We start from the raw sequence: 20757 nt of genomic DNA, 5'->3' as shown, positions 1-20757 counted from the left end.
GCATTCACTCTATATTGAGTATAGAGTGAGGAAGGGCAAAAGCCCAACCTCTTATTTAATAAATATTTCAACCCTTCTATTTAATGCTTTATTGCTAGAAGAATTATTAAATCTAATATTTTCGTTAAATCCAGCAGTTCTAGTTTGTTTAACTTGAACACCTTTAGCTTCTAAATACTCTTTAACCGTATTAGCTCTATTTAATCCTAGGGTTAAATTATATTTATCAGACCCATCCGTATCAGTAAATCCAACAACAATAATTTCTCTACCGACAGATTTTTTAGCAATTTCATCAAGTTGTTGTTTCATATGAGATTTTAAGAAATATTTATCAGAATCAAAACCAGAAATAATATAAGACTCAAAATCATTAACATATGTATCTCCTTTACTTACTTTTATATTTTTAACATATGCCATTAAATCATTTAATTTATCTGCAAGTTCTTTATTCTGATTTTCAAGTTCTTTGATTCTTTCATCATTATCACCAGCAAGTGCAGGTGCTACAACATTTATTACATCTTTATTTTCTTCTTCAACACCAAATGTATAAGACATTCCAAGTCCAGCTCCAAATTTTTTCTCACTATTAAATGAAGCATTAGCTAAGAACCCAAAATTTTTGTGATGAGTTGAATAAGCAATAGCTCCAGCAACAGTTTTTTCATAATATCCTAAAGATCCAGAAATAGTATGTTTACCATTACCCCAGTTTTTAAGTGTTGAAGCTGTAGCAAGTGCAGAAGCTACTCCAGCATTAGCTGCATTAAGTTTATTATTTAAATCATTAAACTTATCATCTACATATTTTTTATTAGATGCATCATTTAAATAAATAGGTGTGCTAACATTACCAATTCTAAATCCTGTTGATCCACCATTATTATAAGTAATAGCCCCATCTTTTTCAGTAAATTCGTTATTACCATTATCATTAATACCCAGTTTATCTCTCCATTTAGAAACATCCCCATCATTTAAGTTAGAAGCATCCTTATTAGCTTTAGCATCAATTTCATTTTTCAGATCATTAGCTAATTTATCTTTAGTAATAGCTCCATCGGAAATTTCAAGTCTTAAATCTTCACTTCCTAAAACTCTTTCATTTCCATTAGTAATAGTAATAGTATTAGAAACAACATTACCTTTAGTTAATTTACCTGTTAAGTAATTATTAGTTATATCTCCATCACTTAACTTACCAGCTAAACCAGCTTTTAAATCTCTATCAGTCGCTACTGCACCACTTGGTGTATCTAAATTAAATCCATCATTTAATGCTGTTATTAATTTAGTTTTACCTGCAGCATCGACTTTAGTATTGTCAAAATTAGATAAATTAGTGTTTAATTTATCTTCTAAAATAGGTTTTAACATAGTATCAGTTACTAACTTGTTAGTTGGATTATTAATATCAGCACCATTACTTAATTTATTAACTAAATTAGTAGTACCTTTATCTGTTAAATTATCTGCATCTATATTTAATTTATCTCCCAATGCATTTTTTAAGTCACTATCTTTAACTAATGCACCTGTTGGAGTTTCTAAATTAATACCTGAGTTTAATTTATCTCTCCAAGCAGTTAAATCAGTTCCACTTATATTTGAAGCATCTTTATTAGCTTTATCATCAAGTTTAGCTTTAACAGCAGTGTCTGTTACTAATACACCAGTAGGATTATCTAAATTAGAACCATCACTTAATTTAGTAACTAAATTAGTTTTTCCTGTATCAGATAAATTATCAGCATCAACATTTAATTTACCATCCCCAAGAGATTTTAAATCCCTATCAGTTGCTACTGCACCTGTTGGATTAGAAATATTAAATCCATCATTTAATGCTGTTATTAATTTAGTTTTACCTGTAGCATCGACTTTAGTATTGTCAAAGTTAGATAAATTAGTGTTTAATTTATCTCCTAATGCATTTTTTAAGTCACTATCTTTAACTAATGCACCTGTTGGAGTTTCTAAATTAACCCCTGAGTTTAATTTATCTCTCCAAGCAGTTAAATCAGTTCCACTTATATTTGAAGCATCTTTATTAGCTTTGGTATCTAATTTTTCTTTTATATCCGTGTCAGTAACTAAGTTACCTGTAGGGTTATCTAAATTTCCTGTTATTAATGCTTCTTTTAATTTTTCTTTACCTTTATCACCAATTGTTGTAATATTATTTAAATTAATGTCTGCTTTTCCATCACCTAAAACTTTTAAATCTCTATCTGTGGCAACAGCTCCAGTAGGATTAGTTAAATTAAATCCATCATTTAAATTATTAATAAATGAAGTTTTATCATTACCTGTTATATTTGAACCATCTATTTTAGCATAACCATCTAAATTAGCTTTAACCTTACCATCTTCTCCAATAATAAGAGTTGTTCCATCAACATTAACATCATATTTAACAGTAGCTCCATTATCTGTAGATGTTACTGTTGCTATAGTTCCTTTACCATTAATATATTCAATAGTATTTCCATCAGTAATAGCTTTAGTAATATCTCCAGCTTTAATATTTATATTAGTTGCTGTTCCATTTCCAGTACCTTTAGAATTAATTAAATCTTGTAAGTTTTTATCTAAGTGATTAAATCCTACTGTTGAATTTTTTAATTCTATAGTTAAATCATCGGCACCTAGTATTCTACCCTCGTTATTAGTTAAAGTAAGTGTTGAACTAACTACATTACCTTTAGTTAATTTACCTGTTAAGTAATTATTAGTTATATCTCCATCACTTAACTTACCAGCTAAACCAGCTTTTAAATCTCTATCAGTCGCTACTGCACCACTTGGTGTATCTAAATTAAATCCATCATTTAATGCTGTTATTAATTTAGTTTTACCTGCAGCATCGACTTTAGTATTGTCAAAATTAGATAAGTCTGTATTTAATTTATCTCCTAATGCATTTTTTAAGTCACTATCTTTAACTAAAGCCCCAGTTGGATTTTCTAAACTAATACCACTATTTAATTTATCTCTCCAAGCAGTTAAATCAGTTCCATTTATATTACTTGCATCTTTATCTGCTTTAGTATCTAATTTATCTTTTACAATAGTATCTGTAACAAGTGCTCCTGTTGGCTTATCTAAACTTGAACCATCAGACAATTTAGTAACTAAATTAGTTTTACCATTATCAGTTAAATTATTAGCATCAACATTTAATTTAGCATCACCTAAATCTTTTAAATCTCTATCAGTAGCAACAGCCCCAGTAGGATTTGTTAAATTAAATCCATCATTTAGATTAGTTATGAATGATGTTTTATCTTCACCCTTAATATTAGAACCATCAGTTTTAGCATATCCATCTAAATCAGCTTTTATTTTCCCATCTTCTCCAATTTTTAAAGTAGTACCATCTATATTAACAGATAATTTATTACTATCATTAATAGTTAAAGTAGAACCATCAACATTAACATCGTATTTAACCGTAGCACCATTATCAGTTGGTGTTACTGATGCTGTTGTTCCACTACCATTAATGTATTCAACAGTATTACCATCAGTAATAGCTTTAGTAGTATCACCTGCTTTGATGTTAATGTTAGTAGGAGTAGCCACATTATCAGTAATACCTAATTTGTTTCTCCATGCATTTACATCAATATCTGTACTACTTGCTTTAGCAATAGAATGTAATTGAGATCCATTAATTGCTTCTTTTGAGGTTTCATTAATTAATCCATCACTTAAATTATCAATTTTTATGGAAATATCAGTATTTGTGTTAGTAGTAACCCCAGTTTCCCCAATTTCTATATCAAAAACATCTCTATAATTTTTAACAATATCTATGTTTGAATTTTCACTATTTCTCCTCCAATCATTAATAGACCTCCACATTTCCCCCATTTTATAATATAATTCATCAAATTCATTTTCAGTATAATTTCCACTTTTAACTTTATTTAAAAGTTCTTTATTATCTATAACAATTTTTCTAACTTCATTTCTAACATTTTCAGGAATATCACTATCATTTAAAAAATCATTTTCAATTCTATCAGGATTTTTAAAAACACTATTTAAATAATTTTCTGTTCCATTAATAAACTGTTTCATTTCTTTTCCTAAAATTAATTTAGTATTTTCACCATCTACAACATAATCATATCCGATAGTATCACCATTACTTATATTTGGAATATTAGCTTTTAATTTACCATCATTTCCTATATATATAGTTGAACCATCAACATTAACATCGTATTTAACCGTAGCACCATTATCAGTTGGTGTTACTGTTGCTGTTGTTCCTTTCCCATCAATAAATTCTATTGTATTCTCTTTATTTACCTTCACTAAATTTTCTTTATTTTTTAAATTAAAATAAAAATTTTGTTCTTTAGAAATGGTATTTCCATTCGTACCACCATTTGTACTATCACCATGTGAACCACCAGAAACTCCTCCTCCAGCAACAGCAACATCACCAACAACACCATCACCATCGGTACTAGCAACAAAATGACCAAAATCATTATTTTTAAAATTATTATAATCATAATCCTCACTTCCAACCTCACTACCATATCTATAGTAACGGCCATCTTCCGAAAGTCCTATTAACTTTTTTTTATTACCATCATAAAAATTTTCAATAATATATTCACCTAAATCTCTCCTACTTTCGAATAAAACTTTTAAATCATTATTAATTCTAGTTAAATCCAAAGATAATGGGGAAAAATTAGTTTCTTTATCTATAAATTCATAAATTGTATTAGTGTCATTTATTCTTATTATGTAATTATGAAAATCAACATCTTTTGAAAAAGAAAATATTCCAGTAATTAAAAAAGCTATCATCAATCCTTTAGTAACCTTAATTTTTTTCTTTAAGCAATTTTTTAACATTTTAATTTTTTTATTTTCCATAATTATCTCTCCCTTTCAACTTCTTTATTTTTATCTTTTTTATTTTTCCATTTTTTATCTTCTTTAGTTTCTTCTTTTTCTTTTATTTCTTCAGCTTCAACTATTTTATCCTCTTTCTTTTTTTCGGCTTGAATTAATCTTGCAAAATATTTATCTTCTTTTATAAACACATATTTTTTATCGTTTTCTTTTTCCATTTTTAGTAAATATAGAACCTTATTATTTACTAATTCATCTTGTGCTTCCTTAAAGTCATTAAATAATAATTTCGATTTATCAAGTATAGTTTTATTATCAACAAATCCTTTGTTTTCAAGTTCATTTTGAACTATTTGATAAACATATTTTGCTTCTTTAGATAATCCACTTAATTTAGATAATCTATCTAATTCTTTTTCAATATTTTTTTCAGCCTCTTCTTTGTTCTTATTTAACATTTCAGAAGAATAATCAACAAATTTTTCTATATTAGTAAAAAATACACTACTGCTATATTTTTCTAAATCGCCATTATCTTGTAAACTAGTATACTCTCTTTTATAGAAGAATAATTTTTTACTTTCTATTAATTCATTTAAGTCTTTCATAAAATCTGCATCTTTTTTATATCCTAAATCCGTATACATTGCGAATTTAGATATTCCTGCATATTCATTTCCTCTTTCTTCTTTATTCTTTTCAATTTTACCTTGTATATACTCTAACATTTTACTCATTTTATGCACTCCTTATATTTTTTTTATTATATATGTGTCATTTTCTTTATCATAATTTATTACCTCTGCTATTTCTTTAACATACCTTCTAGTACCATCTCTTATTATGTTTACAACTATATTTACTGCTTCAACTATTAAATAATGCTGTGACTTTACAGTAACTTCATCTATGTATTGTTCTATTTTTTTTAGACCAGCTATAGTGCTATTAGCATGAATTGTTGCAAATCCACCAGAATGACCTGAGTTCCATGCTTTTAATAATTCTAATGTTTCTCCACCTGTTCTAAGCTCTCCTAAGATAATTCTATCTGGATTTAGCCTCATATTTGATCTTAATAAATCTCTATAAGATGTTGTATCAGTAGAAGTAAAATAATTTATGTTTTTTGCTTCACATTTTAATTCTCTTATTTCTTCAATAACACTAATTCTATCATCAGTATCTTTTAGTTTATCTAAACATGCATTTAAAAATGTAGTTTTACCAGTTGATGTACCACCAACTACTAAAATATTTTTCTTTTCTTTAATTGCAGTTTCTATATACTTTTTTTGATCCTCTGTAATAAAATTTGTTTCAATAAATTTTTCTAAAGGTATTACTTCAGTAGTATGTCTTCTGATTGAAAAAACTGGATTATAATTTGTGACTTGATACATTAATCCTTCAAATCTTGATCCATCTGGTAAAGACGCTGATATTATAGGTGATGTTTCCGTAATTTCTTGTTCACTAAATGCAGCTACTATCTTTATGATATTTTCTCCATCAATTTTAGATAGTGTTTCTCCACTATCAACCCTACCTTTACCTTTAATATCCAAAAATATTTTTCCATCTTGATTTAAAGAAATTTCGCTAATAGATATATCTTCTAAAAATTTTTGTATCCCAGTTAAATTTTCTTTTAGAAAATTTTCTTTTCTTTCTAAATCAAGTTTTCTTTTTATCTCTAAATCCGTCATATTAATCAGCTTCTTTTTCTTCTAATTCTTTAATTTCTTTTTCTAATTTTTCTAATTCCTCTAAATCATCATTTTCATCAATTTCTTTATTTTCTAATTTTTTCCTTCGTTTTCTTTCTTCATACATTAATTCAACTATTATGGGATTTTCTTCCCTTTTTTCATAAATATCTTTAATTAATTTTTGTAAATCTCGTTGAGAAAAAAAAGTATGAATAGGATATTTTTCCAGAGATTCTGTAAAAACTTTTGTTAAATTATTTTTAAGTCTCTTCAATTCTTCTTTTATCCTCTTTTCATATTCCATTATTCTGTTGTTTACTTTCATTTTATCACCCCTTTTTTCCTTGTTGTATTTCCATTTCTTTTTGCATATGTGGTGTTGGATTAATTGGTAGTTTTACCTTATCTTTAAATCTTTTATCAGTAAAGAACAAGACTTTTTTGGACTTTATTGGTGGTTTACCACCTACTAATAATAAAATCTGATCTAAAGGAAATCTTCTCATTTCATCTGGTTTTATTAAATCTCTTCCAGATTTAGAAACTGAAATATTTTTTTTACTAAATATTCCTCCATCACTTGAAACGTTTTTTGTAACTATTGTTTCTTGTCCTATAGTTTTAGAAATATAGTCAGCTGTTTTATTGTCATTTGCTGTATAAAATACTTGAACCTGACAGTTTCCCATAAACATATTGTTTTCAGTATATATCTTATTTAATTGATCAAGGGATTGTACTACTAACATCATTTTCATTCCATATCCAGCAACAAATCCTATTGCTTTTTCTAAAATTTCCATTTTTCCAATTGCTGGAAACTCATCAAGAAGCATTAATAATCTGTGGTTAAATTTTATTTTATTTGAATTCCCAGAATAATCCATTTCTGGTGTTAATAATTGAACACATTGTATTACTAATATTCTTAATAAAGGGGCTAAAGGTTGTATTTGTCCTGGCGGAACAACTATATATAAAGATATTGGTTTTTCAGCTGCCATTAAATCTAAAATTCTAAAATCACTTTTACTAGTATTTTTTTCAACATTTGGTGATTCAAATATAGATAATTTTGCTTTTGCTGTGGCAACTATTGATTGAAGTGTCTTTTCTCCTTTACCTAAAGCATCAGCAAATCCTCTATCTATAAAAGGATGTATCCCTTTTTTTATTTGCTCTTGATCATCTTGTGCTGTATAAATACTTAATAATTTTTCTAGAATATCTTTATCTTTTTCTGGATTAAAAACAGGTTTATTAATTAATTTAGTAAGTCTTTCTTCAAGAGGTCCACTAGGATCTGTAATAAATTTAACAACACTACTTAAATTAGCTTCACCTTTTCCTTTATATAATTCATAAAGTATTAAAGTAGTTGCTAAATCTGATCCTGCAAGTCCCCAGAATGGATCTGATGAACCTTCATCTATTACTATAATCTGTGCTATAGTCTTAGAATCATCTATCTCATCTGGTGTTAAATACCTAACTTCTTTCATTGGATTAAATGAACAAGAATCTATTGATAAAGGGGAAAATTTAAAAATAGTATTATCAAATTCTTTTTGTCTCCATCCACCTGTCATTTGATAATTCTCACCTTTAATATCTAATACCATTACTGAATCTTTCCAGCTATCAACTAGTGTAGGAATTATTACTGAAACTCCTTTACCAGTTCTAGTTGGTGCAGATAAAAGTATATGTGTTTTCCCATTATCTCTTATTATTCTTCCATCAACTTCTCCTAATACTACACCAGATTCTTCAAGTAAATTTAATTCAAAAGCCTTAGCTGATAATCTAGGAATCATAAATCCACTTAAACTTAAATCATCAAAAGTTGCCCATCTTGCCGAACCATATGTAGTGTCTTTTGGAATCCATTTTATTGGTAAACAAAAGATTATATAAGGTATAGTAAATAAAGCTTGTATTGCTAAATATTCATATTTTGCCCATTTAGCAGCATTAGGTGTTTTCAATAAAGCTTTATACATAAATTTATTAGGATAATAAATTTTTATTTTATCTATATCTACTATTAAATATTTATTAAATACCTCAGGATAATTTATTATTCTTGAATAATTAGATAGATAGAAAAACATTATTAAAAAAATAGAAATTATTATTAAAGATATAGTTCCTATTACAAATCTTTTTTCAATTTTTTTCATGTTTTTCCATCTAATTTTCTTTAAATCATTCCATATCATTTTAATCTTATTCATAATATCACTTAATATTTATATTTTTCTAATTCTAAATCACCATTAACAATAATATTAAATTTAAATCCTCTTCTAATAGTTATAGTAGGTTGTCTATCTACTTCTCTTTTTACTAAATGAGAGGTAACTTCTTTAAAAGGTGAACCCTCTTTACCTTCTTTAGCTTGTCCATTTAATCCTATGTTTACTCCTGCTACATTAAAACTTACTCCACTTGCTAAAGTGTCTGTAAAATTAAGTATGCTTGATAAAATAGCATTTCCAATTAAAGACCAAGTATGATTATTTGTTTTATCACTTACTCCACTATTCCCTAAATTATCTGTTGAATGAAATTCTGTTAATTCAACATATTTACCATTAGGTAGAGAAATTTTATCCCATACTAAGAATACTCTAGTTTGTCCTTTAAATACATTGCTTTCATATCTACCGTACATTTTAGAACCTTTAGGTATTAATAAATGTTGTCCTGTTTTACTGTCATAAATATTTTCTCTTACTTGTGCAAGAACAGCACCAGGTAAATCAGTATTTACTTCAGTTAAAAATATTGCAGGTATTACAGAACCTTGATGAACTGTATATTCATTATTTGATTTTGCAATTTTATTTTTTCTTGTAAATTCATTAACTACTTCATCATCTTCAAAAGATTTATTATTATTAATAATTTGATTTTTATTAATATTTTTACTTTCTTGTTCTTTATTCTTATTATTAGGTAATTCTCTTTTTAAGAATGATAAACTATCACTATTTTTTTTACCTAATACTTCATTTACATGTGATTCTCCTTCAAGCTCAGCAATTGCTCTATCAAGTTCAGCATGTTCTTTATTGTATTTATCATCAGCTCTTGAAATATCATCGTATTTTTCTATATTTGAATTATTTGGTGTTGTTTCAACAACAGCTTCTTTTATAGGATCTTCTGTTTGATTTTTTTCTTTTGTATATTGTATATCTTCAATTTTTTCAAAAGCCTCATCTTCATCAATTTCACTTTTATCAGTTATTCTAAAGTTATTTGGATCAGCTACAACAACTTCTTCTTGTTTCTCAGCTTTTGGTAAATTTTTATATATAGTAATACCAACTATTGATAATAATAAAAGTGCAATAATTCCAAATAACATTTTTAGATTTTTTAAAGAAGTTGATTTATCTTCTTTTATCAAATCTTTATTTATTTGTTCTTCTGTTTTTCTATTAGGTATATCATCTTTTTCATTTAAATGTTCAACTTCATCTTCAATATTTTCTATTACTTCTTCAAATTCCTCAGAATCCATAATAAATTTTTCTTTTGCTTCTATTACTTCATCTTCATCTTTTGAAAAATTTATAACATCTAAATTTTTATTCATTCTATCAATTACAGAAGAGGCTATTTTTTTATTTTTCATAATTTTTCTCCCTTCAGTTATCTGATTACATCTAATTTTTCATTACCTAATACTAATTGAAATTTATTTACTACCTTATCTATTATTATTTTATTTCCAATCATTCTATAGTTTACTAAACTTAATACATTATCTTCTCCATAAACATAAACAACTGGTGCTTCTTGTAATTTATCATTTAAAACTAATATTGTTTTTTCAGCATCAGTGAATACTTGTTCTGGTGCTAACTTATGATTTTTATCATATTTAAATCCAAATTTTATTTCATCACTCTTACCTAAAGTAATTTCTTGATTTTCTTTTTTCTCAATTATTTTTTTAATATGTGACATGTTGTTTTCATATGGATATTTCCATTGAATATATGGATTAAAATCAGTTTCAGTTGATTCTAAAACTATAAAGTATGATCTCTTATCAGTTATAATATTTAAGTTAGTCTTTAATCCTTTATTTAGTGGTTTAACAAATAAGAATGTTGCTCCATCATTACCACCAGATGTTTCATCTATTTGCCAATTTTCTGTATCTCCACCACCAACATAAACTAAATTTTCATCAGCATTTAATTTTAAAACTGTAGTGAAATTTGGTTTAGTATAAACTTGATAAATGGAAGATTTGAAATAATTAAATTCAGTTGATACTGCATAAATTGATGCAGCTTTTCCAGAAATAATTGATAATTTATCTTTTAATATTTTTTGTATTTCTTCATCATTTATGTTTTCTATATTATTTAATTTATTAACATTTTGTTCATATTTTTTTACTTCTTTTTGTAATTTAGAAATATTTTTGTTTGTATCTTTTGAATAAGATAAAATTGTTGTACTTAATAAAAATAATCCCATAACTTTTGACATTTTCATTTAAATTACATCCTTTCATTTATATTTTTTTTATAACTTTATTCTGATGATCTATATTATAAATAGTCCCTCTATATTTAAATGGTAATTCATAAATATCTATAATATCATTTTCATCTTTCTCTAATATTTTTTCTTCAAATATAACTTGTAATATTTGATTTTCATCAAATTCAATATCTGAATTTTCAAAAAATTCTTCAAGTTTATCTTTTAAACTTTTATATTCTTCTTTAGTTTCTTTTTTTAATTCATTTAAGTAATCTTCTATATCTAAAAATATATCTTTTTCTTTTTTAAATAAAATATTATATTCCTCTTTTTCAGCTTTTTCTTCTAAAGATAGTATTTCTTCTTTTGATAACTTCACTTGTAAAAAATCTCTTATTTCATTTATTTTTTTATCAACACTATATTCAAAAATTTCAATTTCATTGTTTATTATTTTTAAAATGTTTTTTCTTTTCCAAAATAAATAATTTTTATAATTCCCCATTAGTTTTCCACCTGCATATTGAAATCAACTATTACTATTCCAAATGGATTTAAAATTATTTGTTCTGAATTTGGATTGAAATTTTTAATTTTTACTATAGCGTTAAGATTTTTTCTTTTTGATAAATCACCATTAGATTCAAATTCTTTTTCTCTCCATCTAATCTGATATGTATTTTCAGCTTCTGGTATTTTGATAAATGAAATAATTTCTACATCTCTTGTCTTACCTAATTCAAAAAATGAATAAACTTTTTCTGTACTTAAAATCGAAATTAATTTTGATTGTGTTTCTTTATTTAAGAAATAATTAGCTTCCTTCATCGTCTTATCAAAGACTTTTTTATCAAGTGTAATTGTTCTTGTATCTTTAATAAATTTTTTCATAAAATATTCTATTTCTCTATTCCCAACTTTTGTAATTTGATCACTTAATTTTTCAGTTCCAACTAATTCTCCTGAATCATTTACTTTTATTAAATAACTTTTTGTTTCTGCTTTATTAATGAATAAAAATGTAGACACACCACCAAGTAATAATGCTAAAAATGTCATTCCTATAAAAGCTCTTTTCCAAGTATTTAATGATTCAGCAAGTGCAATATATCTTTCAATTCCTAATCCTAACTTTTCTCTATTTCTTGAACTTTTATTTTCTTCAACAATAAATTTTTTACCCATTTTACTTAATCTACTTTCCTTCATTTCTTTCACCTAAAAAAATTTGTTTTTCAAGTTTTAATACTTTAACTTTTGGTATATTTTCATTAACAGTATTTCCACCTACTGCTTTTACTATAGTATCAATACTAAATATTCCTGTAATGATTAAAACAAAAGTTAAAATTGTTTTTCCTAATTGATCCCATTGAGGGTTAAATATAAATTCAATTAGTTTAACTATAAAATAAATTGCACCAACAGCATACCCAACAAACTTTATAAATCTTAAAAAACTAACTAAATATTTTGTGAAATTCTCAAAACCATCTGCAGTAGCTCCAGCTGTATCTGCTAAAGTTAAAGTTGAAAATAAAAGTACTCCTAATAGAATAAATAATAAATTTTTTCTTTTCATTTTATTTCCTTTCTTAATTTTATTTTTGAATAATTTTATTTGTTTTATATCTCACATTTTTATCACTTCCTTTTTTTAATTTTTTTTAAAATCTGAAAAAAAAGAAAAAGGTACCCACACCAGTTCGCTGACTGGTATGAGTACCTTAATGATTTAACCTGCTAATTAAATCAGTATCCCATAATTTTCTTTTATTCATTTTTATAATTGTATTATACCACAAATATTTTTCTTTTACAATATCAAAATTTCATATTTTAAATTTTTTTCTATTTTTTCTTTCTTCAAGCCCTTGTGGCAAGTGTTTTTTGGATATAAAAAACCACGATAGTGTTTCTCGTAAATTTTTCAAAAATTAGAGAAACAGCTAAGCGTGCATAGGAATCTTTGATTCCCATGATTTAAAAAAAAAGAGGGTAGTCCTACCCTCTAAAATAATCTTTAATTATGATGATAAATATATAAACTATATTTATCAAATTTATCTTCCATTTATATTTTTCTTTGTTAAATTTTTGGTAATATTCTTGAATTAATTTACTTAAAATTAAGAAAAATATAAATTCTTTTTCAAAATAAAATTTTGTGTCACCACTAATAAAAAGATAATTATAAATTACAAATAAAATAAATATAATTATACTATCTCGTATAAAATCCTTTAAATACTTTCCATTATTTTCATTATATTTATTTTTATCAAAAATAAAAAATAACATCACTACTATTGCTAAAAAACATATACCTACTGCTAAAAATTTTTCCATAAATTATCTCTCTCTTTCTATTTCTAATTCTTCATTTTCTAAAATATTTTTATATTCATCAAGTATAAATTCACCATGTTTTAAAATTTGATGTTGTACTCTTATATCTCTATTAAATTTTTTAGAAATTCTATCAAGTGATCTTATATTTTTATATAAATTTGAATTTATACTCTGAAAATATTTTGCTGATTTATAATCTTTTGATTTAACAAATTTTTTGATTTCTTGTTTATTACTTTCAATTTTTTTTAATTCTTTTAGCTTTTCATCTCTTAAATTTTTTCTTTCAAAATATGCTTTATATAAATTTATATTGTCTTGATTTTTATACTTTTCTTGTTTTAATCTCTGCATAAAAAGCTCATCAACAATCCCTTTTTCTATCATTTTATATTTAAATGGTTTCATATATTTAGCTTTAAGTTTTAACTTCAGATCAATAAGTTTTTCTTTAAAAATATCTTTATATGTATCCATTTCTTTATTAATTTCATTGATTCTTTTTTTGTATTTATTTCTATTATTTTTATCTTTCTTTATCATCTTAAATAAATGATTTTTTTCATTTTTATTTTTATTACTTTGCCCATTTGTTAATTGATTTAATGCTTCAGATTCTAATGTCTTATCTAACATTTTTTTAGATAATTTAAATATATCTATTTCAACTTTTTCTTTCTCTTCTAATAGTTTTTCAAAAGAATAATTTTTAAATTCCTCTTTCTTTTCTTCAAATTTTTCATTTAAAAAATTAATTTTATATACTCTATCAGCTTCATCTTTTATTTGTTTTTCTTTTATATATTCATCTCTTTTTATTCTTTCATATAGATCATAAGCATCTTTATTTTTTTTCTTTTTATATTTTAAATTTTGCTTGAAATGAACAGGTTCTCTATCTAATATTTCAGCTTTTATTAAATTACCCTCATTAATTGATTCTTCTCTTTGCTTCTTTAAAGTTTTACTTGAAATTTTCTCTATTCCAGAAGATTCTAAATATAAATTTAAATGTTCTTCCCAGTTTTTTCTTATATTTTTTAAATAAGTTTTATTCTTTAATTCTGAATTTTTTTTAGCTCCACCTTTTTCAGGATATTCTGGAATATATCTTTTAAAAAAGTTTTCTTTTTCTCTTTTTATTCCATCTAATTTTCTTTCATTAAACATAACATGAGCATGTGGTTGATTCCCATTTGGATTATGTATTGAGTAATTATAAACATAATCTTTACCAAAAGTTTTATCTAAAAATCTATCTAAAATTTCTTTATTTTTTTCTTTATTAAATTCTTTTGGTAATGTTATTTCAAATTCTCTATATATGTTCGCATTCTTTCTTTCATATTGTAATGCAGTATTCCAAAAATCTTTTACACTTTCAAAAATTTCAGGTAAATTTTTTGTCTCAATAAATTCAATATGATCTTTTTTATTTTTATATTTATCTTCTCCATTTATATAACTTAAATGAGGTAATACATCTTTACCTGCTTTTGCTCTTAATCTATAAATTGCCATTCTATTCTCCTTTCTTAAAATAAAAAGGTACCCATAACAAGCTCGCTGACTTGTATGAATACCCTAAGATTTAACCAGCTAATTAAATCAGTAATTCATTTAATTTAAATTTTTTATTGTTTATATTTTGATACTATCATTTTTAAAATTTATTGTCAAATAAAAGATTAAAATTATCAAGCATAATAACTCCTTTTATCTGCCAGTTTCATCTCTATCATATATATTTTTATGATTTTGTTGTTTACTCTTCCATTTAGAAAAATTAGGATTTAAAGTGAGTGATGTATCTAAAATTTTAGTTTTTCTTTCATGTAAAATTGTTTTAATAAATTTTTTATGAGTATCACTTATATATTCTGTTTCATCAATTAGCTTTCCTATTTTAATTAAATCTATCTTCTTAGAAATTTTATTTAATGATTTTAAACAGTCTTGATTATCAGTAGTAGTTAAGAAATTATAATAATTTATTTTTATATTATTTATCTTTATTACTGACTGTGGATATGAATATAATCTATCTTCCATCTTTTGTAAATCTTTTAAAGATTCTTCCATTTGTTTATCATCATTTTGAGGAAATAAACAAGATCCACAATCGTATATTGGTGCAATAGAAATATTTTTATCCTCATCAATTAAAAATCCCCAGTTTCCATTATGTCTATCAAAATTACCTAAAAAAGCATCAATAATAAACATATCCCAGAAAAATTCTTTTAGATTATCTTTATTTATTATTTTTTGATTTTCTATTGTTTCTAATATATCATTTAATTCTGTTCCATAACCTTCTTGTTCACTTTCAATTATTGTATTTTTTAATGAAGCAAAATCAAAAAATCTTTTGTTATATTCTGTAAAATCTTTGCAAGCAACAACAATTTTATTACCATATTCTCCTAATAATGTTTTTTGTGCATTCATTCCAATTTCATTTAAAATTTTACATGATATATGTTCGCTAATACAACTATTTGTGTAACTAATTGCTTTATTAATTGTTGGTTTAGGTGGAAATTTTAACATATAATTTTCATTATTATATATGATTCCAATTTTATTACCATTAGCCCCACCATATGCCCTTGTATAATCAATTTTACAATCAGTGAATATTATTCTTTTCATAAAAACTCCTTATATATAATAATACAAAAAAATATTTTGTATTAATATTCTTTTTTATATTCCTAAATATTTATTTCTTAAATAATCAGCAACTTCTTTTGAAATTACAAAATCATGTTGTGCTGAATTTATTGAACCGTACAATTCACCCCATAAACAATCCCATATATGTCTATTACTTTCATTTTTGTTAACCCATGCATCAATATCATTTTTTAAATATCTTGGTAATGTTCTTTCATCAAAGTTCTCAAGCATAATAACTCCTTTTATCTACTAGTTTTATCTCTATCAGATATATTATTATCTTTTTTATTCCATTTATTTCTTTTATTTTCTAATATAAGTTCTTCAACTTTTTCATAAGTATTAATAATTATCTTTTCTGCATCAATATCTTTTAAATTATTTTCTTTAAATTCATTATTTAATAATTTTTCAAAAACTTCCATATCTGTATAATCTAGTTTTTCTTTTATATTTAATAAATCATTTTCATTAAATTTAATAGGTTCTTTTTCTATATAAAATGAAATATCATAAAAGTCTCTTATTTTATCTCTGTTATTAAAAGCTCTTGTTTTCATAGATAATATTTCTTCTAAATTATATACATTAACACCGTTAATTATCGTATAATTCAAAACATTATTAATTATTAAATTTTTATTTCTATTTGATATTTCAATTTTTAAAGGATATAATCCTTTTTCATTTTTTTCTCCATAATCTAACATTATTCTAAATACTGTATCAGTATTTTTTTTTATATTAAATTTCCAATTTTTATTATTCTTTTTTGAATAATTTTCTAATTTTGATAAAATATTTAAATTATTAGTTTTAGAATCAAGATCAATATCTTCAGAAAATCTATCTAAACCATAATATAGCATTAATGCAGTACCACCTTTTAGTATATAATTCTCTCCTATAATGTTTAAAATTTCTTTCATTATTTCAATTCTTTTAGTTTTCCATATTTCCATATTTAACCTCATGTTTTTAATTTATTCAATATATCCATATTCATATTTTAAATAGTCTTTTATATTTTCATTATCCTTTAATATCATTAGATATTCATATAATAGTTTTTGATCAGTATTGGATAATAATTCATTTTTTGATCCATATAATTGTTTTATTTCTTTTTTATTTAAATTTAACAATAAATCTATAATCGCTCTTGGAAAATTAGAAATATAGACTTCTTTATTTTCTGGAAAAGTAATTTTTCTTTTCTCTATTCCTACATTCCCAATTATTGGATTATAATAATATAATTTAATGTATTCATCATTACTTGATATAAAAAAATTATGTGGATGCCAATCAGCAATTTCTCCATTTTTATATGGTATATTTAAAGATTCCCACCCAGAAATATATTTTTCATATGATGTTTCAGGTATTTTTTTATATTTCATCAAATGTATCCTCTCTTTATATTTTATTCACTCTATGTTAAATATAGAGTGAAAACTATCTATATAAATTTTTATCAATATTTTCTTTATTAGTCCATTTAGAGATATTATTATTTAGAATAAGTGCTTTATCTAAAATTTTAGTTTTTCTTTCATGTAAGATAGTTTTAATAAACTTTTTATGAATGTCAGTCATATATTCAATTTCATCAATTAATTTTCCAATTTTAGTTAAATCTATTTTTTTAGTTATTTTTACTAAAGATTCTAAACAGTCTTGATTATCAGTAGTAGTTAAGAAATTATAATAATTAATTTGTTTATTATTTATTTTAATTGCTGAATTTGGTTTTCCCATTACTAAATTATTAAGAGTATTTTTATCATTTTCTATAATATTTAACATTTCTTCATCATTTAAATGAGAATGAAATGATGATCCACAATCATAAATAGGTGCTATTTTACATAATTTATCTGTTTCATTAATTAATAATCCCCAATTTCCATTATGTCTGTCACCATTTGCAATTAATGAATCAAGAATAAATGTATCCCAGAAAAATTCTTTTAATTTATTTTTATTAACATATTTTTGGTTTTCGATTGTATATAAAATTGAATTTAAATTTAAACCTTTACCCATTTTTTCACTATCTACTATACTATTTTTAATAGAAGTAAAATTAACTAATTTATATCCACTAATTTGAAAATCTTCGCATGCAACAACAATTTTATCATTATACATTCCTAATAATGTATTTTGACTATTTAAGCCAAGTTCTTTAGCTATTAAACAAGAAATATGTTCGTTAATTGTAGATTTTGTATCAAAATTTTCTTTAGGATGATAACTTGGAAATTTTAACATATATAATCTTTCATCATAATATATAGAAATTTTATTACCATTAGCACCATCAAATACCCTATATAAATTTATTTCAGCTTTTTGAAAATCAATCATAAAAATCTTCTCCTAATATTGATCTTACATACATTATTTCCTCAATTGTTAAATCATTTTCTTGATTAGCTACATTTAAATTTGATAATACATCATCAATTTGTATGCTTATCATAAATTTATTATTTTCTTTAACATATTGAAAATATTCTTCTAATTGTTCCATTACATAATTTGGAACATTTATGTGTTTTAATTTATCTTTCCATTTTTCATTTTTCATAATATACTCCTTTCACTCTATATTGAATATAGAGTGAATATTATATATCTCTATATTCAATTTTTTTATTTTTATTCCATTTATTTATACTGTTATTTATTTCAATTGCCTTTTCCTTACCTAATATTAATTTTTCTAATCTATTTTCAAGAAATACATTATAAAATTCTTTTGTTAATTTAGAAATTATTTCTTTGCCTTGATGCTGTTCAGGTATGTTATTTATAAATTCCTTTATTTTATTAATATTATTTTCAATTTTTATTGTATTTCTAATTATTGCATTTCTTAAATCAATATTTATTTCATTATTTATGTCACCTAACTTTATTTCAGCTTTTAGAATTGATTTTACTGAATCTATTTTTTTATCTTTATATGTATATGGTGTTTGTCCAGTATTAATAATAGAATTTTTCATTTGATTATCTTCTAATATTATCTTTTTTTTATTATCAGAATGTTTACTAAAAAATGAATTTCCATTATCATAAATAGGTGCTAATTCTATCTTATTATTATAAATAAAACCAAAATTACCAGAATGTCTATCATTATTATTTATAAACATATCTACTACAAACATATCCCAAAATCTATTTTTTAATTCTTTTATTGATTCTATATTATTATCATTAATTATTATATATAATTCCTCAATATCTAATTCATATTCTCTTCTATTTTTTGATTGAAATTCTTCTAAATCTATACTGAAATTATCTGAAAAATTATTTTGAAAATTTTTAAATTCTTCAAATCTATTTCCTTCTATAAAATCTTTACAAGCAACAACAATTTTATCTTTATATACACCTAATTCAGTTTTGTGAACATTAAAACCTAATATTTCATAAATATGTGATCCAATATATTCAGATAGTGGTGACGTATTATATGACATATCAACATTAATCATATTTTTAGTTGTTTTAGGAAACTTTAAAAACCAGTTCTCATTACTTTCATTAATAAATCCTAATTTAAATCCAGCGTTACCACCATATACTAAATAATTTTTAACAATATTATTAAAATCTTTTATCATATAATTTTCTCCTTTCAATTAAAAACTTAAATATTTATCTAATATTTTATATCCATCATCAACACTTATTAGACCATTTCTATATGCAGATCTTACATCTACTTCTAACCAACCTATAATTTCAAAAAATTTAATTTCTGCTTGAGTAATTTCTTCTTTACTATACTTCTTTGAATTTTCACCACCATATTTATCATATAATTCATCTAACTCATCAATTTGTTCCTTTATATGCTTTGGCATATCAAAATCAATAATAATTTCATCAAATCTTTCCATAAATAACCTCATATTCCTTAAGTAAATTATTAATAAACTACTTTTATTTTAATTATACCTTATAAAGTGGCATAAAATCAACATTTTAATCACTCTATATTGAATATAGAGTGAAATTTCAATTAATCTTATGTAAAAAAAAAGATAATACAACTGTATTACCTCGAAACTTTTTTGTGGTATGCTTTTAAATACCTAGCTAAACTAGGAAGACTACATACTTCTCGCTTTTATTCTGGTGTTTTTTATACCTGATTAATCAGGGAGAAGAACACATCTCTTATTTTGTATGCTTTTAAATACCTAGCCGAACTAGGAAGACTACATACTTCTCGCTTTTGTTATATAATAATTATAACAATTTTTATTGTTGATTTCAAGGTATTTTATTTATATTTTAATTTAGGTTTATGCTACTTTATTTTTTATTGTGTAGACTGTCTTTCCAAATCTTTATCTTGTTTTTCTTTTTTCCATTTATTATTTAAATTTTCATAATTATCGCTTAATTCATAAAAATTTATATTTAAGAGTCTATTTATCTTTCTAACTCTTCTAAGTGATACATCTTCTAATCCTTCAGCTTCCCATTTTCATAAGAAACACTTTCAAACTTTTTTATAAAATTCATTTTATCACCCCTATATAATACACTGAATTTTTGTCTATATTTATAGTAAATCTTGATT

General features: G+C 23.9%; 20 protein-coding genes. All 20 read right to left on the bottom strand.

Going from position 1 to position 20757, the window contains the following annotated elements; all coding sequences use genetic code 11:
- Positions 1-51 precede the first annotated feature (51 nt).
- On the bottom strand, positions 52-4908 hold the full coding sequence (locus AYC60_RS04225; protein ID WP_067321639.1) for an OmpA family protein: 4857 nt from the start codon (positions 4906-4908) through the stop codon (positions 52-54).
- A gap of 2 nt (positions 4909-4910) precedes the next feature.
- Positions 4911-5624, bottom strand: a complete 714-nt coding sequence (locus AYC60_RS04220) for a hypothetical protein (protein ID WP_067321637.1) — start codon at positions 5622-5624, stop codon at positions 4911-4913.
- A gap of 12 nt (positions 5625-5636) precedes the next feature.
- Positions 5637-6596: an ATPase, T2SS/T4P/T4SS family gene (locus AYC60_RS04215; protein ID WP_067321634.1), complete on the bottom strand. Its 960-nt coding sequence runs from the start codon at positions 6594-6596 to the stop codon at positions 5637-5639.
- A 1-nt stretch (position 6597) separates the two neighbouring features.
- Positions 6598-6924 (bottom strand): hypothetical protein, encoded by a 327-nt coding sequence (locus AYC60_RS04210; protein ID WP_067321631.1) that lies wholly within the window; start codon positions 6922-6924, stop codon positions 6598-6600.
- Positions 6925-6928: 4 nt separating this feature from the next.
- Entirely contained in the window at positions 6929-8836 is a 1908-nt protein-coding gene (locus AYC60_RS04205; protein WP_067321629.1) for a type IV secretory system conjugative DNA transfer family protein, read from the bottom strand.
- Between the two features lie 8 nt (positions 8837-8844).
- Positions 8845-10245: a TrbI/VirB10 family protein gene (locus tag AYC60_RS04200; protein ID WP_067321627.1), complete on the bottom strand. Its 1401-nt coding sequence runs from the start codon at positions 10243-10245 to the stop codon at positions 8845-8847.
- Between the two features lie 17 nt (positions 10246-10262).
- Positions 10263-11120, bottom strand: coding sequence for a TrbG/VirB9 family P-type conjugative transfer protein (locus AYC60_RS04195; RefSeq protein ID WP_067321625.1), 858 nt, complete (start codon positions 11118-11120; stop codon positions 10263-10265).
- A gap of 19 nt (positions 11121-11139) precedes the next feature.
- Complete coding sequence (locus tag AYC60_RS04190; RefSeq protein ID WP_067321623.1) at positions 11140-11616, bottom strand: hypothetical protein; 477 nt, start codon at positions 11614-11616, stop codon at positions 11140-11142.
- Positions 11616-12320 carry a VirB8 family type IV secretion system protein gene (locus AYC60_RS04185; protein WP_067321620.1) on the bottom strand — a complete coding sequence of 235 codons (705 nt, stop codon included), beginning with the start codon at positions 12318-12320 and terminating at the stop codon, positions 11616-11618. The genes AYC60_RS04190 and AYC60_RS04185 overlap by 1 nt, the downstream gene beginning before the upstream one ends.
- Positions 12307-12693 (bottom strand): hypothetical protein, encoded by a 387-nt coding sequence (locus AYC60_RS04180; RefSeq protein ID WP_067321617.1) that lies wholly within the window; start codon positions 12691-12693, stop codon positions 12307-12309. The genes AYC60_RS04185 and AYC60_RS04180 overlap by 14 nt, the downstream gene beginning before the upstream one ends.
- A gap of 422 nt (positions 12694-13115) precedes the next feature.
- Positions 13116-13460 carry a hypothetical protein gene (locus AYC60_RS04175; RefSeq protein WP_067321614.1) on the bottom strand — a complete coding sequence of 115 codons (345 nt, stop codon included), beginning with the start codon at positions 13458-13460 and terminating at the stop codon, positions 13116-13118.
- A gap of 3 nt (positions 13461-13463) precedes the next feature.
- On the bottom strand, positions 13464-14984 hold the full coding sequence (locus AYC60_RS04170; RefSeq protein ID WP_067321611.1) for a MobA/MobL family protein: 1521 nt from the start codon (positions 14982-14984) through the stop codon (positions 13464-13466).
- Positions 14985-15179: 195 nt separating this feature from the next.
- On the bottom strand, positions 15180-16118 hold the full coding sequence (locus AYC60_RS04165) for a HipA domain-containing protein (RefSeq protein WP_082762566.1): 939 nt from the start codon (positions 16116-16118) through the stop codon (positions 15180-15182).
- A gap of 54 nt (positions 16119-16172) precedes the next feature.
- Complete coding sequence (locus AYC60_RS04160) at positions 16173-16376, bottom strand: hypothetical protein (protein WP_067321608.1); 204 nt, start codon at positions 16374-16376, stop codon at positions 16173-16175.
- Between the two features lie 11 nt (positions 16377-16387).
- Complete coding sequence (locus tag AYC60_RS04155; RefSeq protein WP_067321605.1) at positions 16388-17107, bottom strand: nucleotidyl transferase AbiEii/AbiGii toxin family protein; 720 nt, start codon at positions 17105-17107, stop codon at positions 16388-16390.
- A gap of 21 nt (positions 17108-17128) precedes the next feature.
- Complete coding sequence (locus tag AYC60_RS04150) at positions 17129-17548, bottom strand: hypothetical protein (RefSeq protein ID WP_067321602.1); 420 nt, start codon at positions 17546-17548, stop codon at positions 17129-17131.
- Positions 17549-17603: 55 nt separating this feature from the next.
- The gene (locus AYC60_RS04145; RefSeq protein WP_067321599.1) at positions 17604-18518 is read right to left on the bottom strand and encodes a HipA domain-containing protein; all 915 of its coding nucleotides are present in this window, start codon (positions 18516-18518) and stop codon (positions 17604-17606) included.
- Positions 18511-18741, bottom strand: a complete 231-nt coding sequence (locus AYC60_RS04140) for a hypothetical protein (RefSeq protein WP_067321596.1) — start codon at positions 18739-18741, stop codon at positions 18511-18513. Before AYC60_RS04140 ends, AYC60_RS04145 begins: the two co-directional genes overlap by 8 nt.
- A gap of 40 nt (positions 18742-18781) precedes the next feature.
- Positions 18782-19789, bottom strand: coding sequence for a HipA domain-containing protein (locus AYC60_RS04135; RefSeq protein WP_067321593.1), 1008 nt, complete (start codon positions 19787-19789; stop codon positions 18782-18784).
- A gap of 18 nt (positions 19790-19807) precedes the next feature.
- Entirely contained in the window at positions 19808-20068 is a 261-nt protein-coding gene (locus tag AYC60_RS04130) for a hypothetical protein (RefSeq protein WP_067321590.1), read from the bottom strand.
- Between the last annotated feature and the right edge of the window lie 689 nt (positions 20069-20757).

The organism is Streptobacillus felis (genome assembly GCF_001559775.1).
GTDB classification, from domain to species: domain Bacteria; phylum Fusobacteriota; class Fusobacteriia; order Fusobacteriales; family Leptotrichiaceae; genus Streptobacillus; species Streptobacillus felis.
This window is presented reverse-complemented; position numbering and strand designations above follow the sequence as displayed.